The organism is Salinimicrobium gaetbulicola (assembly GCF_042676025.1).
Lineage (GTDB): Bacteria > Bacteroidota > Bacteroidia > Flavobacteriales > Flavobacteriaceae > Salinimicrobium > Salinimicrobium gaetbulicola.
Genome location: NZ_JBHTJP010000032.1, coordinates 1,261,286 through 1,279,006, shown reverse-complemented (window position 1 = coordinate 1,279,006; position 17,721 = coordinate 1,261,286). Strand labels below are relative to the sequence as shown.

15 protein-coding genes are annotated in these 17,721 nt (G+C 45.0%); 9 read left to right on the top strand and 6 right to left on the bottom strand.

Annotated elements, in window-relative coordinates:
* Positions 1-131 precede the first annotated feature (131 nt).
* The 3 genes from ACFQ1G_RS07275 to ACFQ1G_RS07265 are packed head-to-tail and all read right to left on the bottom strand — an operon-like array spanning position 132 to position 2,916.
* A complete protein-coding gene (locus ACFQ1G_RS07275) occupies positions 132-668 on the bottom strand; it encodes a DUF4136 domain-containing protein (protein WP_380738038.1) in 537 nt (178 codons plus the stop codon).
* A gap of 25 nt (positions 669-693) precedes the next feature.
* Positions 694-2,736, bottom strand: coding sequence for a urocanate hydratase (locus tag ACFQ1G_RS07270; RefSeq protein ID WP_380738036.1), 2,043 nt, complete (start codon positions 2,734-2,736; stop codon positions 694-696).
* 3 nt (positions 2,737-2,739) lie between these two features.
* Complete coding sequence (locus ACFQ1G_RS07265; protein WP_380738034.1) at positions 2,740-2,916, bottom strand: DUF5522 domain-containing protein; 177 nt, start codon at positions 2,914-2,916, stop codon at positions 2,740-2,742.
* A 33-nt stretch (positions 2,917-2,949) separates the two neighbouring features.
* On the opposite strand from ACFQ1G_RS07265, the gene ACFQ1G_RS07260 reads away from it, so the two are divergent.
* The 4 genes from ACFQ1G_RS07260 (at position 2,950) to hemL (ending at position 6,408) form a co-directional block, all read left to right on the top strand.
* Positions 2,950-3,276, top strand: a complete 327-nt coding sequence (locus ACFQ1G_RS07260) for a hypothetical protein (protein WP_380738032.1) — start codon at positions 2,950-2,952, stop codon at positions 3,274-3,276.
* 64 nt (positions 3,277-3,340) lie between these two features.
* The gene (locus ACFQ1G_RS07255) at positions 3,341-4,270 is read left to right on the top strand and encodes a 1-aminocyclopropane-1-carboxylate deaminase/D-cysteine desulfhydrase (protein ID WP_380738030.1); all 930 of its coding nucleotides are present in this window, start codon (positions 3,341-3,343) and stop codon (positions 4,268-4,270) included.
* 1 nt (position 4,271) lies between these two features.
* Complete coding sequence (locus ACFQ1G_RS07250) at positions 4,272-5,105, top strand: glucosaminidase domain-containing protein (RefSeq protein WP_380738028.1); 834 nt, start codon at positions 4,272-4,274, stop codon at positions 5,103-5,105.
* Between the two features lie 16 nt (positions 5,106-5,121).
* A complete protein-coding gene (gene hemL / locus ACFQ1G_RS07245; RefSeq protein WP_380738026.1) occupies positions 5,122-6,408 on the top strand; it encodes a glutamate-1-semialdehyde 2,1-aminomutase in 1,287 nt (428 codons plus the stop codon).
* Between the two features lie 55 nt (positions 6,409-6,463).
* On the opposite strand, the gene ACFQ1G_RS07240 is transcribed toward hemL, so the two are convergent.
* Positions 6,464-7,978 (bottom strand): GH3 auxin-responsive promoter family protein, encoded by a 1,515-nt coding sequence (locus ACFQ1G_RS07240; RefSeq protein WP_380738024.1) that lies wholly within the window; start codon positions 7,976-7,978, stop codon positions 6,464-6,466.
* A 119-nt stretch (positions 7,979-8,097) separates the two neighbouring features.
* Between ACFQ1G_RS07240 and ACFQ1G_RS07235 the strand changes: the two genes are divergently transcribed.
* Positions 8,098-8,892, top strand: coding sequence for a DUF2797 domain-containing protein (locus ACFQ1G_RS07235; protein WP_380738022.1), 795 nt, complete (start codon positions 8,098-8,100; stop codon positions 8,890-8,892).
* A 2-nt stretch (positions 8,893-8,894) separates the two neighbouring features.
* Here ACFQ1G_RS07235 and ACFQ1G_RS07230 read toward each other — a convergent pair whose 3' ends face one another.
* Positions 8,895-11,540 carry an AsmA family protein gene (locus ACFQ1G_RS07230; protein WP_380738020.1) on the bottom strand — a complete coding sequence of 882 codons (2,646 nt, stop codon included), beginning with the start codon at positions 11,538-11,540 and terminating at the stop codon, positions 8,895-8,897.
* Between the two features lie 161 nt (positions 11,541-11,701).
* On the opposite strand from ACFQ1G_RS07230, the gene folK reads away from it, so the two are divergent.
* The gene (gene folK, locus ACFQ1G_RS07225; protein WP_380738019.1) at positions 11,702-12,823 is read left to right on the top strand and encodes a 2-amino-4-hydroxy-6-hydroxymethyldihydropteridine diphosphokinase; all 1,122 of its coding nucleotides are present in this window, start codon (positions 11,702-11,704) and stop codon (positions 12,821-12,823) included.
* A gap of 42 nt (positions 12,824-12,865) precedes the next feature.
* Here folK and ACFQ1G_RS07220 read toward each other — a convergent pair whose 3' ends face one another.
* Complete coding sequence (locus tag ACFQ1G_RS07220; protein ID WP_380738480.1) at positions 12,866-13,405, bottom strand: RNA methyltransferase; 540 nt, start codon at positions 13,403-13,405, stop codon at positions 12,866-12,868.
* A gap of 216 nt (positions 13,406-13,621) precedes the next feature.
* Here ACFQ1G_RS07220 and ACFQ1G_RS07215 point away from each other — a divergent pair, with 216 nt between their 5' ends.
* The 3 genes from ACFQ1G_RS07215 (at position 13,622) to mutS (ending at position 17,660) form a co-directional block, all read left to right on the top strand.
* Positions 13,622-13,957 carry a hypothetical protein gene (locus tag ACFQ1G_RS07215; RefSeq protein WP_380738017.1) on the top strand — a complete coding sequence of 112 codons (336 nt, stop codon included), beginning with the start codon at positions 13,622-13,624 and terminating at the stop codon, positions 13,955-13,957.
* A 97-nt stretch (positions 13,958-14,054) separates the two neighbouring features.
* On the top strand, positions 14,055-14,879 hold the full coding sequence (locus tag ACFQ1G_RS07210; RefSeq protein ID WP_380738016.1) for a hypothetical protein: 825 nt from the start codon (positions 14,055-14,057) through the stop codon (positions 14,877-14,879).
* Positions 14,880-15,074: 195 nt separating this feature from the next.
* Positions 15,075-17,660, top strand: coding sequence for a DNA mismatch repair protein MutS (gene mutS / locus ACFQ1G_RS07205; RefSeq protein ID WP_380738478.1), 2,586 nt, complete (start codon positions 15,075-15,077; stop codon positions 17,658-17,660).
* Positions 17,661-17,721 lie beyond the last annotated feature (61 nt).

The window sequence follows — 17,721 nt, the reverse complement described above, 5'->3', positions numbered from 1 at the left end:
AGGTGTTTAAAGATACAAAAATATTGGATTTGTAAACTTCTGTGACCCTGATGGTTGTCTTGAAATGAGAAACAAAAAAGCCGCTAAAATCTTCATTCTAGCGGCCTGTAAGAAAATGGGGGGCTTTTCTATTAATTCTTACCGGGGGGATATTTTTCAAGGATTTCTTCAACTATCTCGTTGATCCTTTCTTGTTTACGATCTACATCTTTGGCCAGGGCAGCAGTACCCATTCCCTGCCATACAAGTTCTTTTTTACCGGCGTCAATCAGGTCAATGTATAGAGTGCCTTCTGTGGTTGAGTTTACCGTGTTGTAACCGGCGCCCCAATACCATGGATGCCATCCCCAACCATAACCGTAACCGTAGTTATTATTATAGATGTTGATATTTTCCTTGGTTTTGGTGAAAATGCTTACCAAAAGGTCGGGATCATCAGATTTTGTAAATCCTTTTTGCAGCATCTCGCTTTCTATAGCGCGAAGGATCCTTTTTTTGTCCAGGTCTGAAATTTCAGCTTTATCAATACCGGGTTTAAAAAATGCGAATGATTGATACTGGTTGAAATTCACGTCCTTGTCATAATCTGTAGCCACTTTTACCGTGCTGCAGGAAGCAAGAACCAGAACGAACAGTACCAGGACAGAAGTAATTTTTAATGATCTCATAATCCTAAAGGTTTTGGTTTTACAGTTATTTCAATAAACTATCATCTACCATATTAGGAATTGTGATCTTTAACTGAGGTTCTGTTTCCATGGCTCGTTTAATCGCAAACAGGGCGCCATCATTGCGCGCCCAGGATCGGCGGGCGATCCCATTGTTTACATCCCAATATAACATAGATCGTAGGCGTCTTTCCGACTCCTTATCTCCCTCAAGAACCATACCGAATCCGCCGTTCATTACTTCTCCCCAGCCAACTCCACCGCCGTTGTGGATGCTCACCCAGGTGGCTCCTCTAAAGCTGTCTCCTATCACATTATGAATGGCCATATCGGCGGTGAACCTGGATCCGTCATAAATATTGGAGGTTTCCCTATACGGGGAATCAGTTCCCGATACATCATGGTGGTCTCTTCCCAGCACCACGGTTCCAATCTCCCCTTTTGCTATAGCCTCGTTAAAAGCCTTCGCGATCTCGATCCTTCCTAAAGCGTCTGCATATAGAATACGCGCCTGGGATCCCACGACCAGTTTATTCTCTCGGGCACCCTGGATCCATTTGATATTGTCCTGCATTTGCTGCTGGATCTCTTCAGGGGAATCCTGCTTGAGGCGCTCAAGTACTTCTGAAGCGATCGCGTCGGTCTTATCGAGATCTTCCTGCTTTCCGGAAGCACATACCCATCTGAACGGTCCGAACCCGTAGTCGAAACACATGGGGCCCATGATATCCTGCACATAACTCGGGTAAGCGAAGTTTTCTTTGTCGTTAGCTTTTTCAGCGGTTACGAAATTACCTTCATTATCCTTGAAGATCTTAGCGCCCGCTCTGGAAGCTTCCAGTAAAAAGGCATTTCCGTAGTCAAAGAAATACGTACCTTTTTGAGTGTGCCGGTTAATGGCTTCGGTTTGTCTGCGTAAACTTTCCTGTACCTTTTCCCTGAACTTTTCGGGATCTTTGGCCATTAGCTCATTGGACTCTTCAAAAGATAATCCCACGGGGTAATATCCTCCTGCCCACGGATTGTGTAGGGAAGTCTGGTCACTTCCAAGATCAATGTGCAGGTCTTGTTTATCAAATTCCTCCCACACCTCTACCACGTTGCCCTGGTAGGCAAAGGAAATGCTCTTTTTATCTGCTTTTGCCTGTTTTACTTCTTCAACCAGTGTGGTAAGGTCGGTCACTACCTCGTCCACCCAGCCCTGGGAATGTCTTGTCTCTACCGCTTTCGGGTTGACCTCGGCGCAAACTGTGATACAGCCTGCAATATTCCCTGCTTTTGGCTGAGCTCCGCTCATACCTCCCAAGCCTGAAGTGACAAAAAGGGAACCTTCTCCCAGTTGTGCTCCGGTTGGTAAATTGAACTTCTCAGCGATCTTTCTCAGTGCGTTAAGCACTGTGATGGTCGTACCGTGAACAATTCCCTGCGGACCTATATACATATAACTACCCGCGGTCATTTGCCCGTATTGGGTCACCCCAAGAGCATTGAACTTCTCCCAGTCATCGGGTTTGGAGTAGTTAGGGATCATCATCCCATTGGTGACCACCACTCTTGGAGCGTCCTTATGAGATGGGAACAATCCCATGGGGTGGCCCGAATACATGACCAGCGTTTGCTCGTCGGTCATTTCAGCCAGGTATTTCATGACCAGTCGGTATTGTGCCCAGTTCTGGAACACGGCTCCGTTCCCGCCATAGGTGATCAATTCATGCGGGTGCTGAGCGACTTTGGGATCCAGGTTGTTCTGTATCATCAGCATTATCGCTTTTGCCTGTTCGCACTGCCCCGGGTATTCTCCGATAGGTCGGGCATACATGTCATAATCGGGCATGAAACGGTACATGTAGATGCGTCCGTAAGTCTCCAGTTCTTTCCTGAATTCAGGAAGTAAGGTCTCGTGGTGCTGAGGTTCAAAATACCTGAGGGCATTTCGCAAAGCCAGTTTCTTTTCCTCGGCGTTTAGAATTTCCTTGCGTTTTGGTGCGTGGTTGACGTTTGGGTCGTATTTCTTTGCTGCAGGCAGCGTATCAGGAATGCCTTCTAAAATAGCTTTTTTGAAGTCCATTGTTTATTTTTTAGTCTGTTGGTTGGTTTTTTTGTTGAAGCCGTACGGGCAGTGTCGGCAACCACTTTCACAGCAATAGCCTCGCTTGAGGTGGTATTGTTCGGTGAAGCAGCGATACCCTTCGGGGGTTAGGTAATAATCTCCTTCTTCTAAAGGAATTTTTTTCTTGAAAAAACTCATGTTACAAAAATAGCATTTTCTTACCTTGTCCTCATGTTCGTGGTGGTAAATAAATTTCTTCTGTCTAAAAACTTTGATGGCGTAGTGCTTTGGCCCTTCATCGTTCTAAAGCGAAGAGCCCTTAAAGAAAACCAGGTCTTTATGAACCATGAGCGTATCCATCTCAAACAACAGGTGGAACTCTTCATTTTGTTTTTTTTTATCTGGTACCTTCTGGAATACCTTATTCGGCTTATCAAGTACAACGATTCCTATAAAGCCTACAGCCGCATCAGTTTTGAAAGGGAAGCTTATGCCAACGAAAAGGATCTTGGGTATATTCCCAGGAGGAAATTGTGGGGCTTTTTAAAATACATGTAACTTCTTTCTTTCTTCTTCGGAAAAGCACCTAAGTTTTTACACCTTTGCATTTCAGAAGGTTTGTATGGCTGCAGTATTTGATGATCATCCCGAAATTCCGAATCAATTCGTGACCGAGCTCAACGGGGTTTCAGTCTATATGAAACGGGAAGATCTCTTGCATCCTCATGTATCCGGGAATAAGTTCCGGAAGCTCAAATATAACCTCAAAAATGCCATTTCTGAAGGTCATGATACCCTGTTAACTTTTGGCGGAGCTTTCTCCAATCACATAGCGGCGACCGCTGCTGCGGGAAAGGAATGTGATCTTAAAACAATTGGGGTGATTAGAGGCGAGGAGCTGGGAAAGGACCTTGAGAAAACACTTCGGGAGAACCCGACCCTTAATTTCGCTGCTTCCTGCGGAATGGAATTCGACTTCGTGAGCAGGAGCGCTTATCGCGAAAAGACTTCAGAAGCCATGCTGAAAAGGCTTCGGGAAAAATTCGGAAAATTCTACCTGGTTCCCGAAGGCGGGACCAATGTGCTCGCAGTAAAAGGTTGCGAGGAGATCCTTTCCGAAGAAGACAAGGAATTTGACGTGCTGTGCTGTGCCATGGGCACGGGAGGAACTATTTCGGGCATCATAAATGCTTCCGCAGAAGATCAAAAAGTGCTGGGGTTTCCCGCCCTGAAAGGTGATTTCCTAAGACCCGAAGTAGAGAAATTCACCAAAAAAAATAACTGGGAGATCATAACAAATTATCATTTTGGAGGTTATGCTAAGGTAGACCGATCCCTGATCGACTTTGTGAACGGCTTTAAAAAGGAGTTTGGAATACAGCTGGATCCTGTCTACACAGGTAAAATGATGTACGGGATATTTGAACTGATCTCGAAAGGAAATTTTTCCGAAAATACTCGTATTTTAGCCGTCCATACGGGAGGGCTTCAGGGAATTTCCGGAATGAACAACAGGCTTAAAAACAAGAATTTACCCCAAATTGAATTATAGTATGAAATATGCTTTTAAGATTTTATTGCTCTTATTAGTCTTCTCCGCCTTTTCCTGCGGAAGCAAAAAGAAAGTTGCCGGAAAGAAGGAGGTTAAAAAAGAACAAAGGATCGAAGATCAAACCCGCATAGTGGTTGAAGAGATCACCGGGGTGCCTTCCGAAGAACCTGAGGTAGTGGAAACGCCGGCTCCAAAAACCTATGTGGATAAAGTGGCGGCCTATATTAAATTGTATGCCCCTATCGCGCAGGAAGAGATGGCACTGTACAAGATACCTGCAAGTATTACCCTGGCGCAGGGAATTCTGGAGTCGGGTGCCGGGGAGGGTGAACTTACCTTAAAAGCCAATAACCACTTCGGGATCAAATGTCACGGTTGGAGTGGCGGCGGGGTGTATCACGATGATGACCGCCCGCAGGAATGCTTCAGGAAATATAACCATCCAAAATATTCTTACAGAGACCATTCTCTTTTCCTGACGGAAAGAAAACGCTATGCCGGACTTTTCGATTTAGATATTGATGATTACGTAGGCTGGGCTAAAGGTCTGAAGGCGGCAGGTTACGCGACCGACAGAAAGTATCCTGATAAACTGATCAGTATTATTGAGAGGTATCAACTCTACAAGTATGACGGGGAAGTTTTAGGAAAAGATATGGTAGCCTATGCCGAAAGAAATCAGGCCCATTCAAATGAAAGGTATGTGGTGAAGCAGGGTGATACCTTGTATTCTATCGCGAAGAGATATGATCTGACCGTAGAGCAGTTAAAAAAGTATAATAATTTGAGGGATAACGCCATCGGGATCGGCCAGATCCTGTATGTTACCCCATAACAGAAAAGATATTTTTATGATTTATAAGAGAAGCAGCGAGTTATTTGCTGCTGCCAAAAAAGTGATTCCGGGAGGGGTTAATTCTCCGGTAAGAGCATTTAATGCAGTTGGAGGTGAGCCTTTGTTCATTAAAGAAGCAAAGGGCGCCTATATGTATGATGAGGACGGGAATAAATATATTGACTATATAAATTCATGGGGTCCGCTTATCCTGGGGCATGCTTTTGAACCAGTTGTAAACGCGGTGGTTGAAAAAGCTATAAAAGGAACCTCTTTTGGAACCCCGACTGAAATTGAAACCACTATCGCGGAACTTGCGGTGTCCATGGTTCCTAATATTGACCAGATCAGGTTCGTGAATTCGGGAACTGAAGCTTGTATGAGCGCGGTGCGTTTGGCCAGGGGTTTCAAGAATCGCGAAAAGATCATCAAGTTCGCCGGCTGCTATCACGGTCACAGTGATTCCTTCCTTATCCAGGCGGGGAGTGGTGCCATAACTTTTGGAACTCCCAATAGTCCGGGGGTCACCGAAGGTACCGCGAAAGATACTTTACTGGCGGTCTATAATGACCTTGATAGTGTAAAAGATCTTTTGGAAGCGAATAAAGAAGAGATCGCCTGTATCATTCTGGAACCCATTGCCGGAAACATGGGATGTATCCCTCCAAAAGAAGGCTTTTTGGAAGGCCTTCGGGAAATGTGTGATGAATACGGTGTGCTGCTGATCTTTGATGAGGTAATGACCGGATTCCGTCTTGCAAGAGGTGGGGCCCAGGAATTGACAGGAGTGGACGCTGATATTGTTTGCTTCGGAAAGGTGATTGGCGGCGGACTTCCGGTAGGAGCTTTCGCGGCGAGACAGGAGATCATGGATCATCTTGCTCCTAACGGACCTGTTTACCAGGCGGGAACTTTAAGTGGTAACCCTCTTGCGATGGCAGCAGGTTTAGCCATGCTTACCGAACTGAATAACTCTCCTGAGATATATACCAGTTTAGCTGAAAAAACCGAATACCTCCATAAAGGGATCAGTAAGGTATTAACAGAGAATAAAGTGACCCATACCATTAACCGAAAAGGCTCTATGATCTCAGTTCACTTTGCTGAAGAAGTGGTAGTGGATTTCACTTCAGCGGCCAAAGGAAACAATGACACTTTCAAAAAGTTCTTCCATGGATTGCTTGAGAACGGGATCTATATCGCGCCAAGCGCGTTTGAGACCTGGTTCCTTACAGATGCATTGACCTACGAAGATCTGGATGCGACAATTGCTGCTATAGAAAAGGTTAGTAAGACGTTTTAATCGAATAGTATTTAAACTGAAAAGGCTTCAGGGGTTAAAACCTTTGAAGCCTTTTTTAATAGTTCATTTCCAGTAATTCTTCCAGGTAATTCCGTTGGTTGGATAACCTCGGAATTTTATGTTGTCCGCCCAGTTTATCTCTTTTCTTAAGCCAGTCATAGAAAAGTTTCTCACGTGCCTGGTGGATCTTCGGCGGATCAAGGGTCATATTATTATGACGTTTGGCCTCGTAATCACTGTTGATCTCCTGAAGGTGTTTGTCAAAAGTCTTTACAAAAAGATCGAAATCCTTTGGAGGGGTTTTGAATTCAATGATCCACTCGTGCGCGCCTTTTTCCTTGCCCTGCATGAATACAGGTGCGGCTGTGTAATCAACGATCTCACATCCGGTAAGCCTGGAAGTTTCCCGAAGGGCTTTTTCGGCGTTTTCAATGATGAGTTCTTCCCCGAAAACATTGATATGATGTTTGGTGCGGCCTGTAATCTTAATTCGGTAGGGGTGCAAAGAAGTAAAACGTACGGTATCCCCTATCTTATAGCGCCACAGTCCGGCATTGGTAGTAATGAGCACCGCGTAATTTTTGTCCTTTTCAACCTGCGATAACGGGATCACCTTTTCCTGTGGAGTACCATAAGTATCCATCGGAATGAATTCATAGAAAACCCCATAATCAAGCATTAATAAGAGCTCTTTAGAGTCATTTCTATCCTGGATGGCGAAGAAACCTTCCGAAGCATTATAGGTCTCATAATATTTAAAGTCCGGCGAGGGCAGGATCTTTTCGTACTGGTCTACATAAGGTGAAAAATTGACTCCCCCGTGAAAATATACTTCCAGATTAGGCCAGATCTCGAACAGGTTTTCCTTTCCGGAATCCTCCAGTACATTGTTTAAAAGTACCAGCATCCATGAAGGGACCCCGGCAAGGCTGGTAACATCTTCCTGAATGGTTTCCGCTACGATAGCCGGCATTTTTTGCTCCCAGTTGCTCATAAGTGACACCTGGTTGCTGGGCGTACTGCTGAATTCTGCCCAAAAAGGCATATTGTCGATCAGGATCGCCGAAAGGTCACCGAACTGGGTGCCATTACTGCGGTATAATTCTTTGCTTCCTCCCAGTCTCAGGCTTTTTCCGCTGAAAAGCTGGGAGTCGGGATTGTTATTGAGGTACATGCACAGCATGTCTTTCCCTGCTCCGTAATGGCATTTTTCCAGCGATTCCTCGCTAACGGGAATGAATTTACTTTTCGCGTTGGTAGTCCCGCTTGACTTGGCAAACCATTTGATGGGAGTAGGCCAGAAGATATTTGTTTCGCCCCTGCGGCTGCGTTCAATATCGGGTTCGAAATCCTCATATTGCTGCATGGGCACCTGGGAGGCAAAATCTTCATAGGTGGTCATGGAGGCGAAGTCGTACTTTTTACCGACTTCGGTATTTTTGGCTTTTTGAAGGAGGCCTTTTAAGAGTTCAAACTGTACCTCATGAGGGTATTTGATGAAAAATTCCATCTGGTGAATACGCTTCTTTAAGAACCAGGAAGCAACGGAATGAACTAATGGAATTGGCATTTTTCTTTATATCTTTAGGCCTTCTTATACATACATGACCTGCCTGATTGGCCGGTTAAAAATAAAACTATTCTGACAGCTTGCAAAGTTAGCATCAGATAAAATTTTACGATTGATTTATGATTTACGAAGGCGTACTAACGAAGATGAAAACTGAATTAAGTGACACGGTTCAATACTACCTGCTTTTTGAGCAGGACTTCTTAAATCTCAATCAGGTGTTGAATAAAAAGCTTAGCATTAATTTTTTACGCTATAAATGTTTGAATTGCGGACTCGAAAAAAAAGTTTTTGCTAACGGCGTTTGTTATAACTGTTTTACGGTACTTCCTGAAATGGGAGACTGGGTCATGCGTCCTGAACTTAGTAAAGCCCACTTGGGCCAGGAAGACCGCGATCTTGATTATGAACAAAAAGCCCAGTTGCAACCTCATATCGTGTACCTGGCAAATTCCAGTAACGTAAAGGTTGGGGTTACCCGAAAAAGCCAGATCCCTACAAGATGGATCGACCAGGGTGCTCATGAGGCTATCGAGATCGTGGAGGTGCCAAACCGCTATCTTGCAGGGATCGCCGAGGTCGCTTTAAAAGATCATGTTTCTGATAAAACAAACTGGAGAAGGATGTTGACCAATGACCTGAAAGATCTGGACCTTTCCCAGATCAGGGAAGATCTCAAACAATATCTTCCGGAGGAAGTGAAGGATTACTACCTGGCCAACTCGAAGGAGCTGGAGATCAAATTTCCGGTGGTGAACTATCCCGCAAAATGTAAAAGTCTGAACCTGCAAAAAACCCCTTTCTATGAAGGGGTCTTAAAAGGTATCAAAGGTCAGTATCTCATCTTTGAAGATGGCGTGGTCTTCAATGTTCGAAAACACGAAGGCTACGAGGTAAGCCTAAATGTTATGTAAGCTTATTGCTCTGTAGTATCCTTTTGCTTCTTTTTACCGCCTAGAAGTCCGCCGAGAATATTTTTGGCAGCCTCCTTTACCACATCATCCCCGGTTTTAGTGCTGTCCTTTTTGGTGGGAATGGGTATTTTGATTCCCCCAGCTTTTGCGGTGCTGTCTTTTCCTGTTTTTCCGGTAATAATATCTGTGAGGACATTTTTCCCTTTCTCCTGAAGTTTCGCGGTCTGACTGGCGATGATCTTTTGAGTAAGATCACTAACCGCTTGTTCCATGTTCAGGTTGATCTTAGGATTGGAAAAAGTACCGCTAAGACCGATGGGTAAGGCTATGGTCATGGAATCCTGCGCGGTGGCGTTAAGTTTTGATAAAGTGCCTCCCAGTTCATTACCTAAATATTTTGCGGGCACGGCCAGGGCCAGGGTATAATTCATGTTGTTGTCAAAACTATGAGTTCCCGAAGCGCTTGCTTTGATGCCTTTTATGTTGAAATCAAAGGGCTGGACTTTCACCTGTCCGTTATTAAAAGTAAGCACGGTTTTCAGGTCTTTTAAATTCAGATCGTTCAGGTTTATGAAATTCAGGGTTTGATCCAGTTTTGATAATAAAGGCGTTTGGGCCGGATTGACTTTGGCGCCTAAAATTTCGGCCAGGGCGTTCCCCGCAAGGGTTTGTAGTTTAGGAGTGAGATCGTCATTTAGACTTCCGCGAAGGTCAATGTTTGTAGTGAGGTCTCCGGTTAAGGCTTCGGCAATGGGAGCCAGATTTCTCAGCAGATCCATATCCCTGAACGCGCTGGCGATATCTATGGAATTAAGGTCAAGCTTCATCCCGAAGGTTGGCACCGTCTGGCCGGTAGAAACATTCCCGTTCAAAGCGATATTCCCATTGAATAGGTTAGCCGTTACTCCGCTTAGGGTGGCAGTCTCATTGTCGATGCTCAGTTTTCCTTTAGCATTGGTGAGGGTTAAGTTGTCATATAAGACCTTATCTGCCGTGAAATTCAGCGCCACATCTAAAAAAGACGGGATCTTGATCGCTTCTTCAGTGGCTGCAGTCGTCTTTTTGGCGGTAGTTTTTTCCGGCTCTAATTTTGATTTCTTCATCATGAAATCGTTCACTGAAAAAGTGTTGGAACTGGCATTGAACGTACCTTTTAGTTTTTGATCGGTGAACAGGTAACCCGCCAGGTTTTGAATGTTTCCGTTCACGGTAATATCGGTTTTTCCCGAAGTAGCCTTGAAATTTTCCAGGGTCACATTCCCGGAATTGAATTTCATATTAGCCTGTGCGATCGCTATCTCATTCGGAAATTCCGGCGAGGCGTACTTAAAGTTCGTGATACTCGCAGTCCCGTTGCTGTTCACGTTTTGATATTGTTCCTTCTCGATAGATTCCATATCAAAGCTGGCTCTCATATTGGCCGTCAGCATTCCGTTGAGGTCCTGTTCCAGTTCCAGCGGATAGGCTTGCTTTAAATTAGCGAGATTTATGGTCCCGTTCACCGCCATGTTCACGAGCATGTTTTCAGTGAGATCCCTTAGTTGAGCATTCGCCCTGAAGGCGTCCCGGTCGATCCTGAAGTTAAGCGTGTCGATATTTACGTAGGTGTCATCGGCCAGCCCGGTCTCGTTCTTCACTTCGGCGGCAATAGTGATATCTTCCACTTTCTTCGGAAGGTCAGGGTACTTGAAAGAGGCATTATCAGACCTTATCTTGATATCCATTTTAGGGATATAGGTCTCGTCTACAATTCCGCGGATAAAACCGTTCACGATAAAATCCCCGCTGGTTTCCACCTCTTCAATGTTCTTGGAGTATTCTTCAGGTATGACCGCCAGGAAATTCTTGAACGAGGAGGTTGGGGTCTTAAAGGAAATATCCACCTCGTTGTTGTCTTCATTTACCTGTACATAACCGTCAAAGGTGAGTGGCAGCTGGTTCACCAGGGCTTCGTTTTCCAGGAAAGTGTAGCGCTGTTGTTCGAGATCCATCTTAAAATCGGCGTCGAGTTGCACCTTGTTCCGGTTTAGATAGTTTACTTCATCTACCATTAGACTTACCAGGGCTGTCGAAAAAGTGCTTAATGTCGAGGTTTTAGCTGAAAGATCTCCATTCCCTTCATGGTTAAGATCCTCTACGATCAATTTTATTCCGGCCCCCTGGTCGTGATAAGTGACCCGCGAGTCGTTGATCTCGTAATGCTTCATGTCAAACTTGAAGCCTCCGGTGGTATCGGCCGGGGTCTCATCCTTGATGGCGATGTCGTAATTATTGTTCCCTAAAGAGTCCACTTTGATGTTCAGTTGGGTGTTGTTAAGCGTGAGAGCGTCTACTTTCATGGCTTCCCCGCTTCGGAAGAGTTCTGTAAGTGACATTTGCAGGAATACCTCCTCGCTGTAGGCAAGGGTGTCGCCTTCAAAAGGAGCCTCATTGATCACGCTCAGGTCGTCAATGCCCAGCGTCGCGTTGGGGAAGTTCCGGAAAAGGCTCAGGTCAATGTCGGTAAAAGCAACCCGGGCATTCAGGTTGTCATTCATGGTCTTTTGAACCAAACCTTTTAGCTGGCTTTCAAATATGATAGGGGTTAAGAAAAGAAGTACCAGAATTACCCCCAGTGTTATCGCAGCTATTTTCAATATTTTTTTCATAAAAGAACATTTAAGAGAATTCAAAAAGAAAATTATGAGGTGTTAAAACCTCCATTTAGTTAAAAACTCTTTCTATCAAAGTTAAGAGTATGTGGTTTTGTTTTATTTAATTTGCTGTGAAATTTACGACTTTAGTCTTACTAAACTTTTCTTAAAAACCCTTGAATTCTCCTAAAACTGTATATATCGCCCTTGGAAGCAACAAGGGGAGCCGGTTTGATTTTCTCCAAAAAGCTGTAAATGAGATACAGCGGCAGGTGGGGGAAGTGATCAAAGTATCATCAGTTTATGAGACTCCGGCCTGGGGTTTTGAAGGGAGCGCCTTTCTCAATGCCTGCATCGAGGTAAGCAGCCGCTTTGAACCCGAGGTGATCCTTGATAAATTACTGAAGATCGAAACATCATTGGGGCGTGAAAGAAAATTGGACGCCGGTTACCAGGATAGGACCCTTGACCTCGATATCATCCTTTTTGAGGAGGAACTAATTTCTTCGGAAGTGTTACAGGTGCCGCATCCGGAGATGCTCAACAGGAAATTTGTCCTGTTACCTCTTGCCGATATCGCGGCGGAAGTAAAACATCCGGAAAGGAAAAAGAAGATCAAAGAATTGTTGTTGGAAACTCCCGATAGTTCTGAAGTAAACCGAATTTCAGAAGATCTTAAAAAGCCGGTTTCTTTCTCCTTTTCCAAGTATAATTATATCGCGGTAGAAGGAAACATCGGCGCAGGGAAGACCAGTTTTTCAACCATGGTATCCCAGGATTTCAACGCGAAATTGATACTGGAGCGCTTCAAGGACAACCCTTTCCTTCCAAAGTTTTACGAAGATCAGCAGCGCTATGCTTTTTCGCTGGAAATGTCATTTCTGGCAGATCGTTATCAGCAACTTTCAGATGACCTGGCGCAGTATGACCTTTTCAAGGATTTTGTGATCTCAGATTACGATGTGTTCAAGTCGCTGATCTTTGCCAAGATCACCTTGCATGAAGATGAATACCAGTTGTACCAAAAGCTTTTCCACTTGATGTACAAGGAACTGGTAAAGCCAGATCTGTATGTGTATCTCTATCAAAATACCGAGCGGCTGCTGGAGAATATTCGAAAGAGAGGCCGCGATTATGAACAGAACATACAGCATGATTACCTGGCGAACATCAATAAAAGTTACCTGTCATTCATCAAGTCGCAACCCGGGCTCAATGTTAAGATCATCGATATATCGGAACTGGATTTTGTAAGTAACCGCGAGGATTATCTGAAACTCCTGCAGGAGATCTCCTAAAAGTTCCTGTTCAAAAATGGCATTTTTGAAAGGCTTTGCTTTTTAAGAATACTGCAATTTTGAAAAAACATCCCACAGCACCACGCCTGCGCTTACCGAGATATTGAGAGAATGCTTGCTGCCCAGCTGCGGGATCTCAATGACGCCGTCGCTTGCAGATACTACCTTTTGTTGCACCCCTTTTACCTCATTCCCAAAGACAAGGGCGTATTTTTTGCCTTTTTCGGGTAGGAAGTCATTCAGCATCGTGGCATTTTCGGCTTGTTCTACGGAAAAGACCCGGATGTCTTCCTGTTTCAGTTCTTCAACCAGGCTAAGCGAGTCTTCAACATATTCCCAGGCCACGGTTTCGGTAGCACCCAGGGCCGTTTTTTGAATGTCCTTATGTGGCGGGGTAGCGGTGATTCCGCAGAGGTATATTTTTTCGAGTAAAAACGCATCGGCTGTGCGAAAGATGGAGCCAATATTATTCAGGCTGCGTACATTGTCTAAAATGACAATTACAGGAGTCTTTTTGGCTTCCTTGAATTCGTCAGGGCTTTTGCGCTCCAGCTCGCTGTTCTTGAGTTTGCGGTTTTCCATAGGCGCAAAAATAGGAAATTTTGACTCTTTTCTTGCGCGATCCTTCCGAAGAGAAAATCGCAGATCTAAAAATAAGTATTGGTTTAAATCCTTAAAAATGAGTAAATTGAAGGCTGTTTCTGCGGTATTTAAAAACATCCCCCTATTTTTTTGCATTATCCCTGCGGTGTAAAGGCTCCGGAGATTAACGATATACTATATTTAAAATAAGGCGCTATGAAAAACGGTAAAGCTCACTGGTCTAAAAATGAATTAAAGATCTACATCCTTTTATTGTGTGCGAATGCAGACAGAGTGGAAAGCGAGGAAGAGGTAAACCTCATAAAATCTAAAGTGAAGCCACAGGATTTTGAGAAGATCTACGATGAATTTTCTGAAGATAATGAAGACCTGGCCCTGGAAAAGATCAGGGAGAGTGTTTCGAAACACCATTTTTCACACCGCGAATTGACCGCGCTTCAAAAAGAGATGCAGGAGATCTTCTTTGCCGACGAGAAGTTCAAACCCCTGGAGCGAAACCTGGAAAGAATACTCAATAATATCATTTATTAATGGAGGACATACCGCTAATTTAAACTGAACCTCCTGCAAATCCAGTCCCAAATTGGTTGTAATAATAATTTTAAGTGTAACCAATAATAGAACTAAGATGGAAAAATTGAAAATGAACCTGTTGAAGGGCTTGCTGCCAGGGGCATGCATGTTATTTCTCACGCCCGCGATAATGGCCCAGGATCCGGTTAAGGAGGACCCGAAACATTACAAAGTAGAGCTGGATAATGATGAGGTGCGGGTATTAAGAATAAATTACGGGCCCGGAGAGGAATCGGTGATGCATAAACACCCCAAAGGAGTGGTGGTTTTCCTTACTGACGCTAAAGTTGATTTTACCTTGCCCAACGGGCAGACGGCACCCATGACCACTACAGCCGGGGATGTTATCTGGACAGAGGAAGACAGTCACAAGCCTAAGAATACGGCAGGTCAACCTCTTGAAGCCATACAGATCGAATTTAAATCTAAAGAAACCGGGGCAGGAGAGATGCAGGAAGCGCGATACACCACCTCGTCCCCGATGATCGACTTGGTTAAAAAGGGTCTTATGGATTATGAAAAGAAAGACTGGGATTCCTGGAAAGCTCAATTTGGAGATGATGCCAGGATCTTTCATAACAACTGGGATGAATCTGTTTCTCCCGATGAGTTCATTGAGGATCATTCAGGCTTCCTTGACAATTTTTCTTCGTATGAGTTTGTGGACGAACCGGCTTTCTTCGAACAAATAATTGATGACAAAGGTCAAAAGTGGGTCTATTTCTGGGGAATCTGGGAAGGCACGCTGAAGTCCAACAGGCAGAATCTTAAGATCCCGGTACACCTGGCTCTAATGTACAAGGATGGAAAAATTGTAGAGGAATACGGCTTCTATGATATGTCTCCTTTCTGGAAAGCCATGCAGGAAAGTAAAAAGTAGTCGCCCGCTGAATAATTTAGATTCCGGGAAGTTTTTTGAACAGGTATTTTATCTGGGCTCAGCTTCCCGGAATTTTATATTCAGTCCAATTCCTGAAACTTTTATTTTAATTAAAATCGTGGAATAAGTACATTAGCAGCTACTTAAAAATTCAAGCAAGTGTCAGCAAAATCAGGTAAGAAGGTTACGCCTTTAATGCAGCAATACAATACCATCAAGAAGAAATATCCTGATGCCCTGTTGCTGTTCAGGGTGGGCGATTTTTACGAAACTTTCGGGGAAGATGCTGTCAAGGCTGCCCGAATTTTGAATATCGTGCTCACTAACCGGAACAATGGTGGCGAAAAGATGGAGCTGGCAGGATTCCCTCACCATTCCCTCAATACCTATTTGCCCAAACTTGTGAAAGCAGGGGAGCGGGTCGCTATCTGCGATCAGCTGGAAGACCCTAAAATGACCAAGTCGATCGTTAAAAGGGGCGTGACCGAGCTGGTGACTCCCGGAGTTTCCATGAACGATGAGGTACTTCAGAGTAAATCGAATAATTTTCTTTGCGCCGTGCACTTCGGAAAAAGGGAGCTGGGAATATCATTTCTGGATGTTTCTACCGGAGAGTTTTTGACGGCCCAGGGAAGTTCGGAATATATAGACAAACTGCTTCAGAATTTCAGCCCGAGCGAGGTGCTTGTTCCCAAGAACAGGAAGAAGGAATTCCTGAAGGCTTTTGGAGAAGATCATCACACTTTTTTCCTGGAAGACTGGGTATACAAGCAGGATTACGCCTACGAGACCCTTAATTCCCATTTTAAGACTAAGTCTTTAAAAGGTTTTGGGGTGGAGCAGCTGGAAGAGGGAGTTATCTCTGCGGGTGCGGTGTTGTATTATCTCGGGGAAACCCAGCACCACCGCCTGCAGCATATTACGGGCATCACCCGAATAGCTGAAGAGGAATACGTGTGGATGGATCGTTTTACCATCCGCAACCTGGAGCTGTACAATTCCACCGCCCAGAACGCGGTCACCCTGCTTGATGTCATTGATAAAACCATTTCCCCGATGGGGGGAAGAATGCTGAAGCGCTGGCTGGCCCTGCCGCTGAAAAATGCTGAAAAGATCAGGAAACGGCACCAGGTCGTGGAATATTTTACAGCGAATGCAGAGGTGCACCGGAAAATTCAGCATCACATAAAACAGATCAGTGATCTTGAGCGTCTCATCTCTAAGGTGGCTGCCGGAAAGGTGAATCCGCGGGAGATCATTCAGCTGAAGAATTCCCTGGAAGCGGTAGTGCCGGTTAAATCTTTGGCGGCGAATTCTGAAGATGAAGCCCTGAAAGTACTGGGGGAGAACCTCCAGAGCTGTGATCTGTTGCGAAGCAAGATCAAGGAGACCCTTTTTGAAGAGGCGCCGGTTAATATCCTGAAGGGAAAAAGTATAGCCGACGGTTTTTCCGAAGAACTGGACGAGCTGCGAAAAATAGCCTTTTCGGGGAAAGATTACCTGGATAACATGCTGGAGCGTGAGATCAGGGAAACGGGGATCACCTCCCTGAAGATCGCCAGCAACAACGTGTTCGGGTATTATATCGAAGTGCGGAATTCCCACAAGGACAAGGTGCCCGAAAGCTGGATACGAAAACAGACCCTGGTGAATGCCGAAAGGTACATCACCCAGGAATTAAAAGAATATGAGGCCAAGATCCTCGGCGCCGAGGAGAAGATCCAGCAACTGGAGCAGGAGATCTTTCAGAAGCTCATTATATGGATAGGGGATTATATACAGCCGGTGCAGCAGAACGCTCATTTGATAGGGCAGCTGGATTGCCTGTGTTCCTTTGCGCAGCAGGCAGTTGCTGAAAACTACTGCAAACCGGAAATTAATGACTCCTTCGAGCTTGATATCAGGAACGGAAGACACCCGGTAATTGAAAAACAACTGCCGCTTTCAGAAACCTACGTGGCCAATGACGTGTTCCTGGATCGCGAGGAACAACAGATCATTATGATCACGGGGCCCAACATGAGTGGTAAGTCGGCAATATTAAGGCAGACCGCCCTCATTGTGCTCATGGCGCAAATGGGAAGTTTCGTGCCGGCCGAATCGGTGAAAGCGGGGCTGGTAGATAAGATCTTCACCAGGGTAGGGGCCAGCGACAATATTTCAATGGGAGAATCTACCTTCATGGTCGAGATGAACGAGACGGCCAGCATCCTGAACAACCTATCAGACAGGAGCCTGGTGCTACTGGATGAGATAGGACGGGGAACCAGCACCTATGACGGGATCTCCATTGCCTGGGCCATTACCGAGTACCTGCACGAACATCCGGCAAAAGTAAAGACCCTGTTCGCGACCCATTATCACGAGCTGAACGATATGGGAGAGACCTTTAAAAGGATCAAGAACTACAATGTTTCTGTAAAGGAGCTTAAGGATAACGTATTGTTTCTGCGGAAGCTGGTGCCGGGAGGAAGCGAGCACAGTTTCGGGATACATGTCGCCAGGATGGCGGGTATGCCCCAACAGGTGCTGCACAGGGCGAATAAGATCCTTAAGAAGCTTGAAAAGTCACACGGCATGCAGGAGAACGGCAGCATTTTGAAGAAATCGGCCGAGGAAGAGATGCAGCTGAGTTTCTTCAACCTGGACGATCCCATCCTGGAGGATTTGAAAGAGGAAATATTACATACTGATATTGATACACTTACCCCGGTGGAGGCTTTGATGAAACTGAACGAGATCAAGAGAATGCTGACCGCGAAAAATAAAGCGGGAGTTTAATGAAGTTTTAAAAATCATCATGCTGACTGCAACCAAGAGCCTTCCTGCTGCTCAAAGTCTC

Bases quoted from the DNA above. Each gene is read 5' to 3' on its own strand.
- ACFQ1G_RS07250 (WP_380738028.1), top strand. From the start codon at position 4,272: ATGAAATATGCTTTTAAGATTTTATTGCTCTTATTAGTCTTCTCCGCC.
- hemL (WP_380738026.1), top strand. From the start codon at position 5,122: ATGATTTATAAGAGAAGCAGCGAGTTATTTGCTGCTGCCAAAAAAGTG.
- ACFQ1G_RS07275 (WP_380738038.1), bottom strand. From the start codon at position 668: ATGAGATCATTAAAAATTACTTCTGTCCTGGTACTGTTCGTTCTGGTT.
- ACFQ1G_RS07210 (WP_380738016.1), top strand. From the start codon at position 14,055: ATGGAAAAATTGAAAATGAACCTGTTGAAGGGCTTGCTGCCAGGGGCA.
- ACFQ1G_RS07255 (WP_380738030.1), top strand. From the start codon at position 3,341: ATGGCTGCAGTATTTGATGATCATCCCGAAATTCCGAATCAATTCGTG.
- ACFQ1G_RS07265 (WP_380738034.1), bottom strand. From the start codon at position 2,916: ATGAGTTTTTTCAAGAAAAAAATTCCTTTAGAAGAAGGAGATTATTAC.
- ACFQ1G_RS07235 (WP_380738022.1), top strand. From the start codon at position 8,098: ATGATTTACGAAGGCGTACTAACGAAGATGAAAACTGAATTAAGTGAC.
- ACFQ1G_RS07220 (WP_380738480.1), bottom strand. From the start codon at position 13,405: ATGGAAAACCGCAAACTCAAGAACAGCGAGCTGGAGCGCAAAAGCCCT.
- ACFQ1G_RS07270 (WP_380738036.1), bottom strand. From the start codon at position 2,736: ATGGACTTCAAAAAAGCTATTTTAGAAGGCATTCCTGATACGCTGCCT.
- ACFQ1G_RS07240 (WP_380738024.1), bottom strand. From the start codon at position 7,978: ATGCCAATTCCATTAGTTCATTCCGTTGCTTCCTGGTTCTTAAAGAAG.
- ACFQ1G_RS07215 (WP_380738017.1), top strand. From the start codon at position 13,622: ATGAAAAACGGTAAAGCTCACTGGTCTAAAAATGAATTAAAGATCTAC.
- ACFQ1G_RS07260 (WP_380738032.1), top strand. From the start codon at position 2,950: ATGTTCGTGGTGGTAAATAAATTTCTTCTGTCTAAAAACTTTGATGGC.
- ACFQ1G_RS07230 (WP_380738020.1), bottom strand. From the start codon at position 11,540: ATGAAAAAAATATTGAAAATAGCTGCGATAACACTGGGGGTAATTCTG.
- mutS (WP_380738478.1), top strand. From the start codon at position 15,075: ATGCAGCAATACAATACCATCAAGAAGAAATATCCTGATGCCCTGTTG.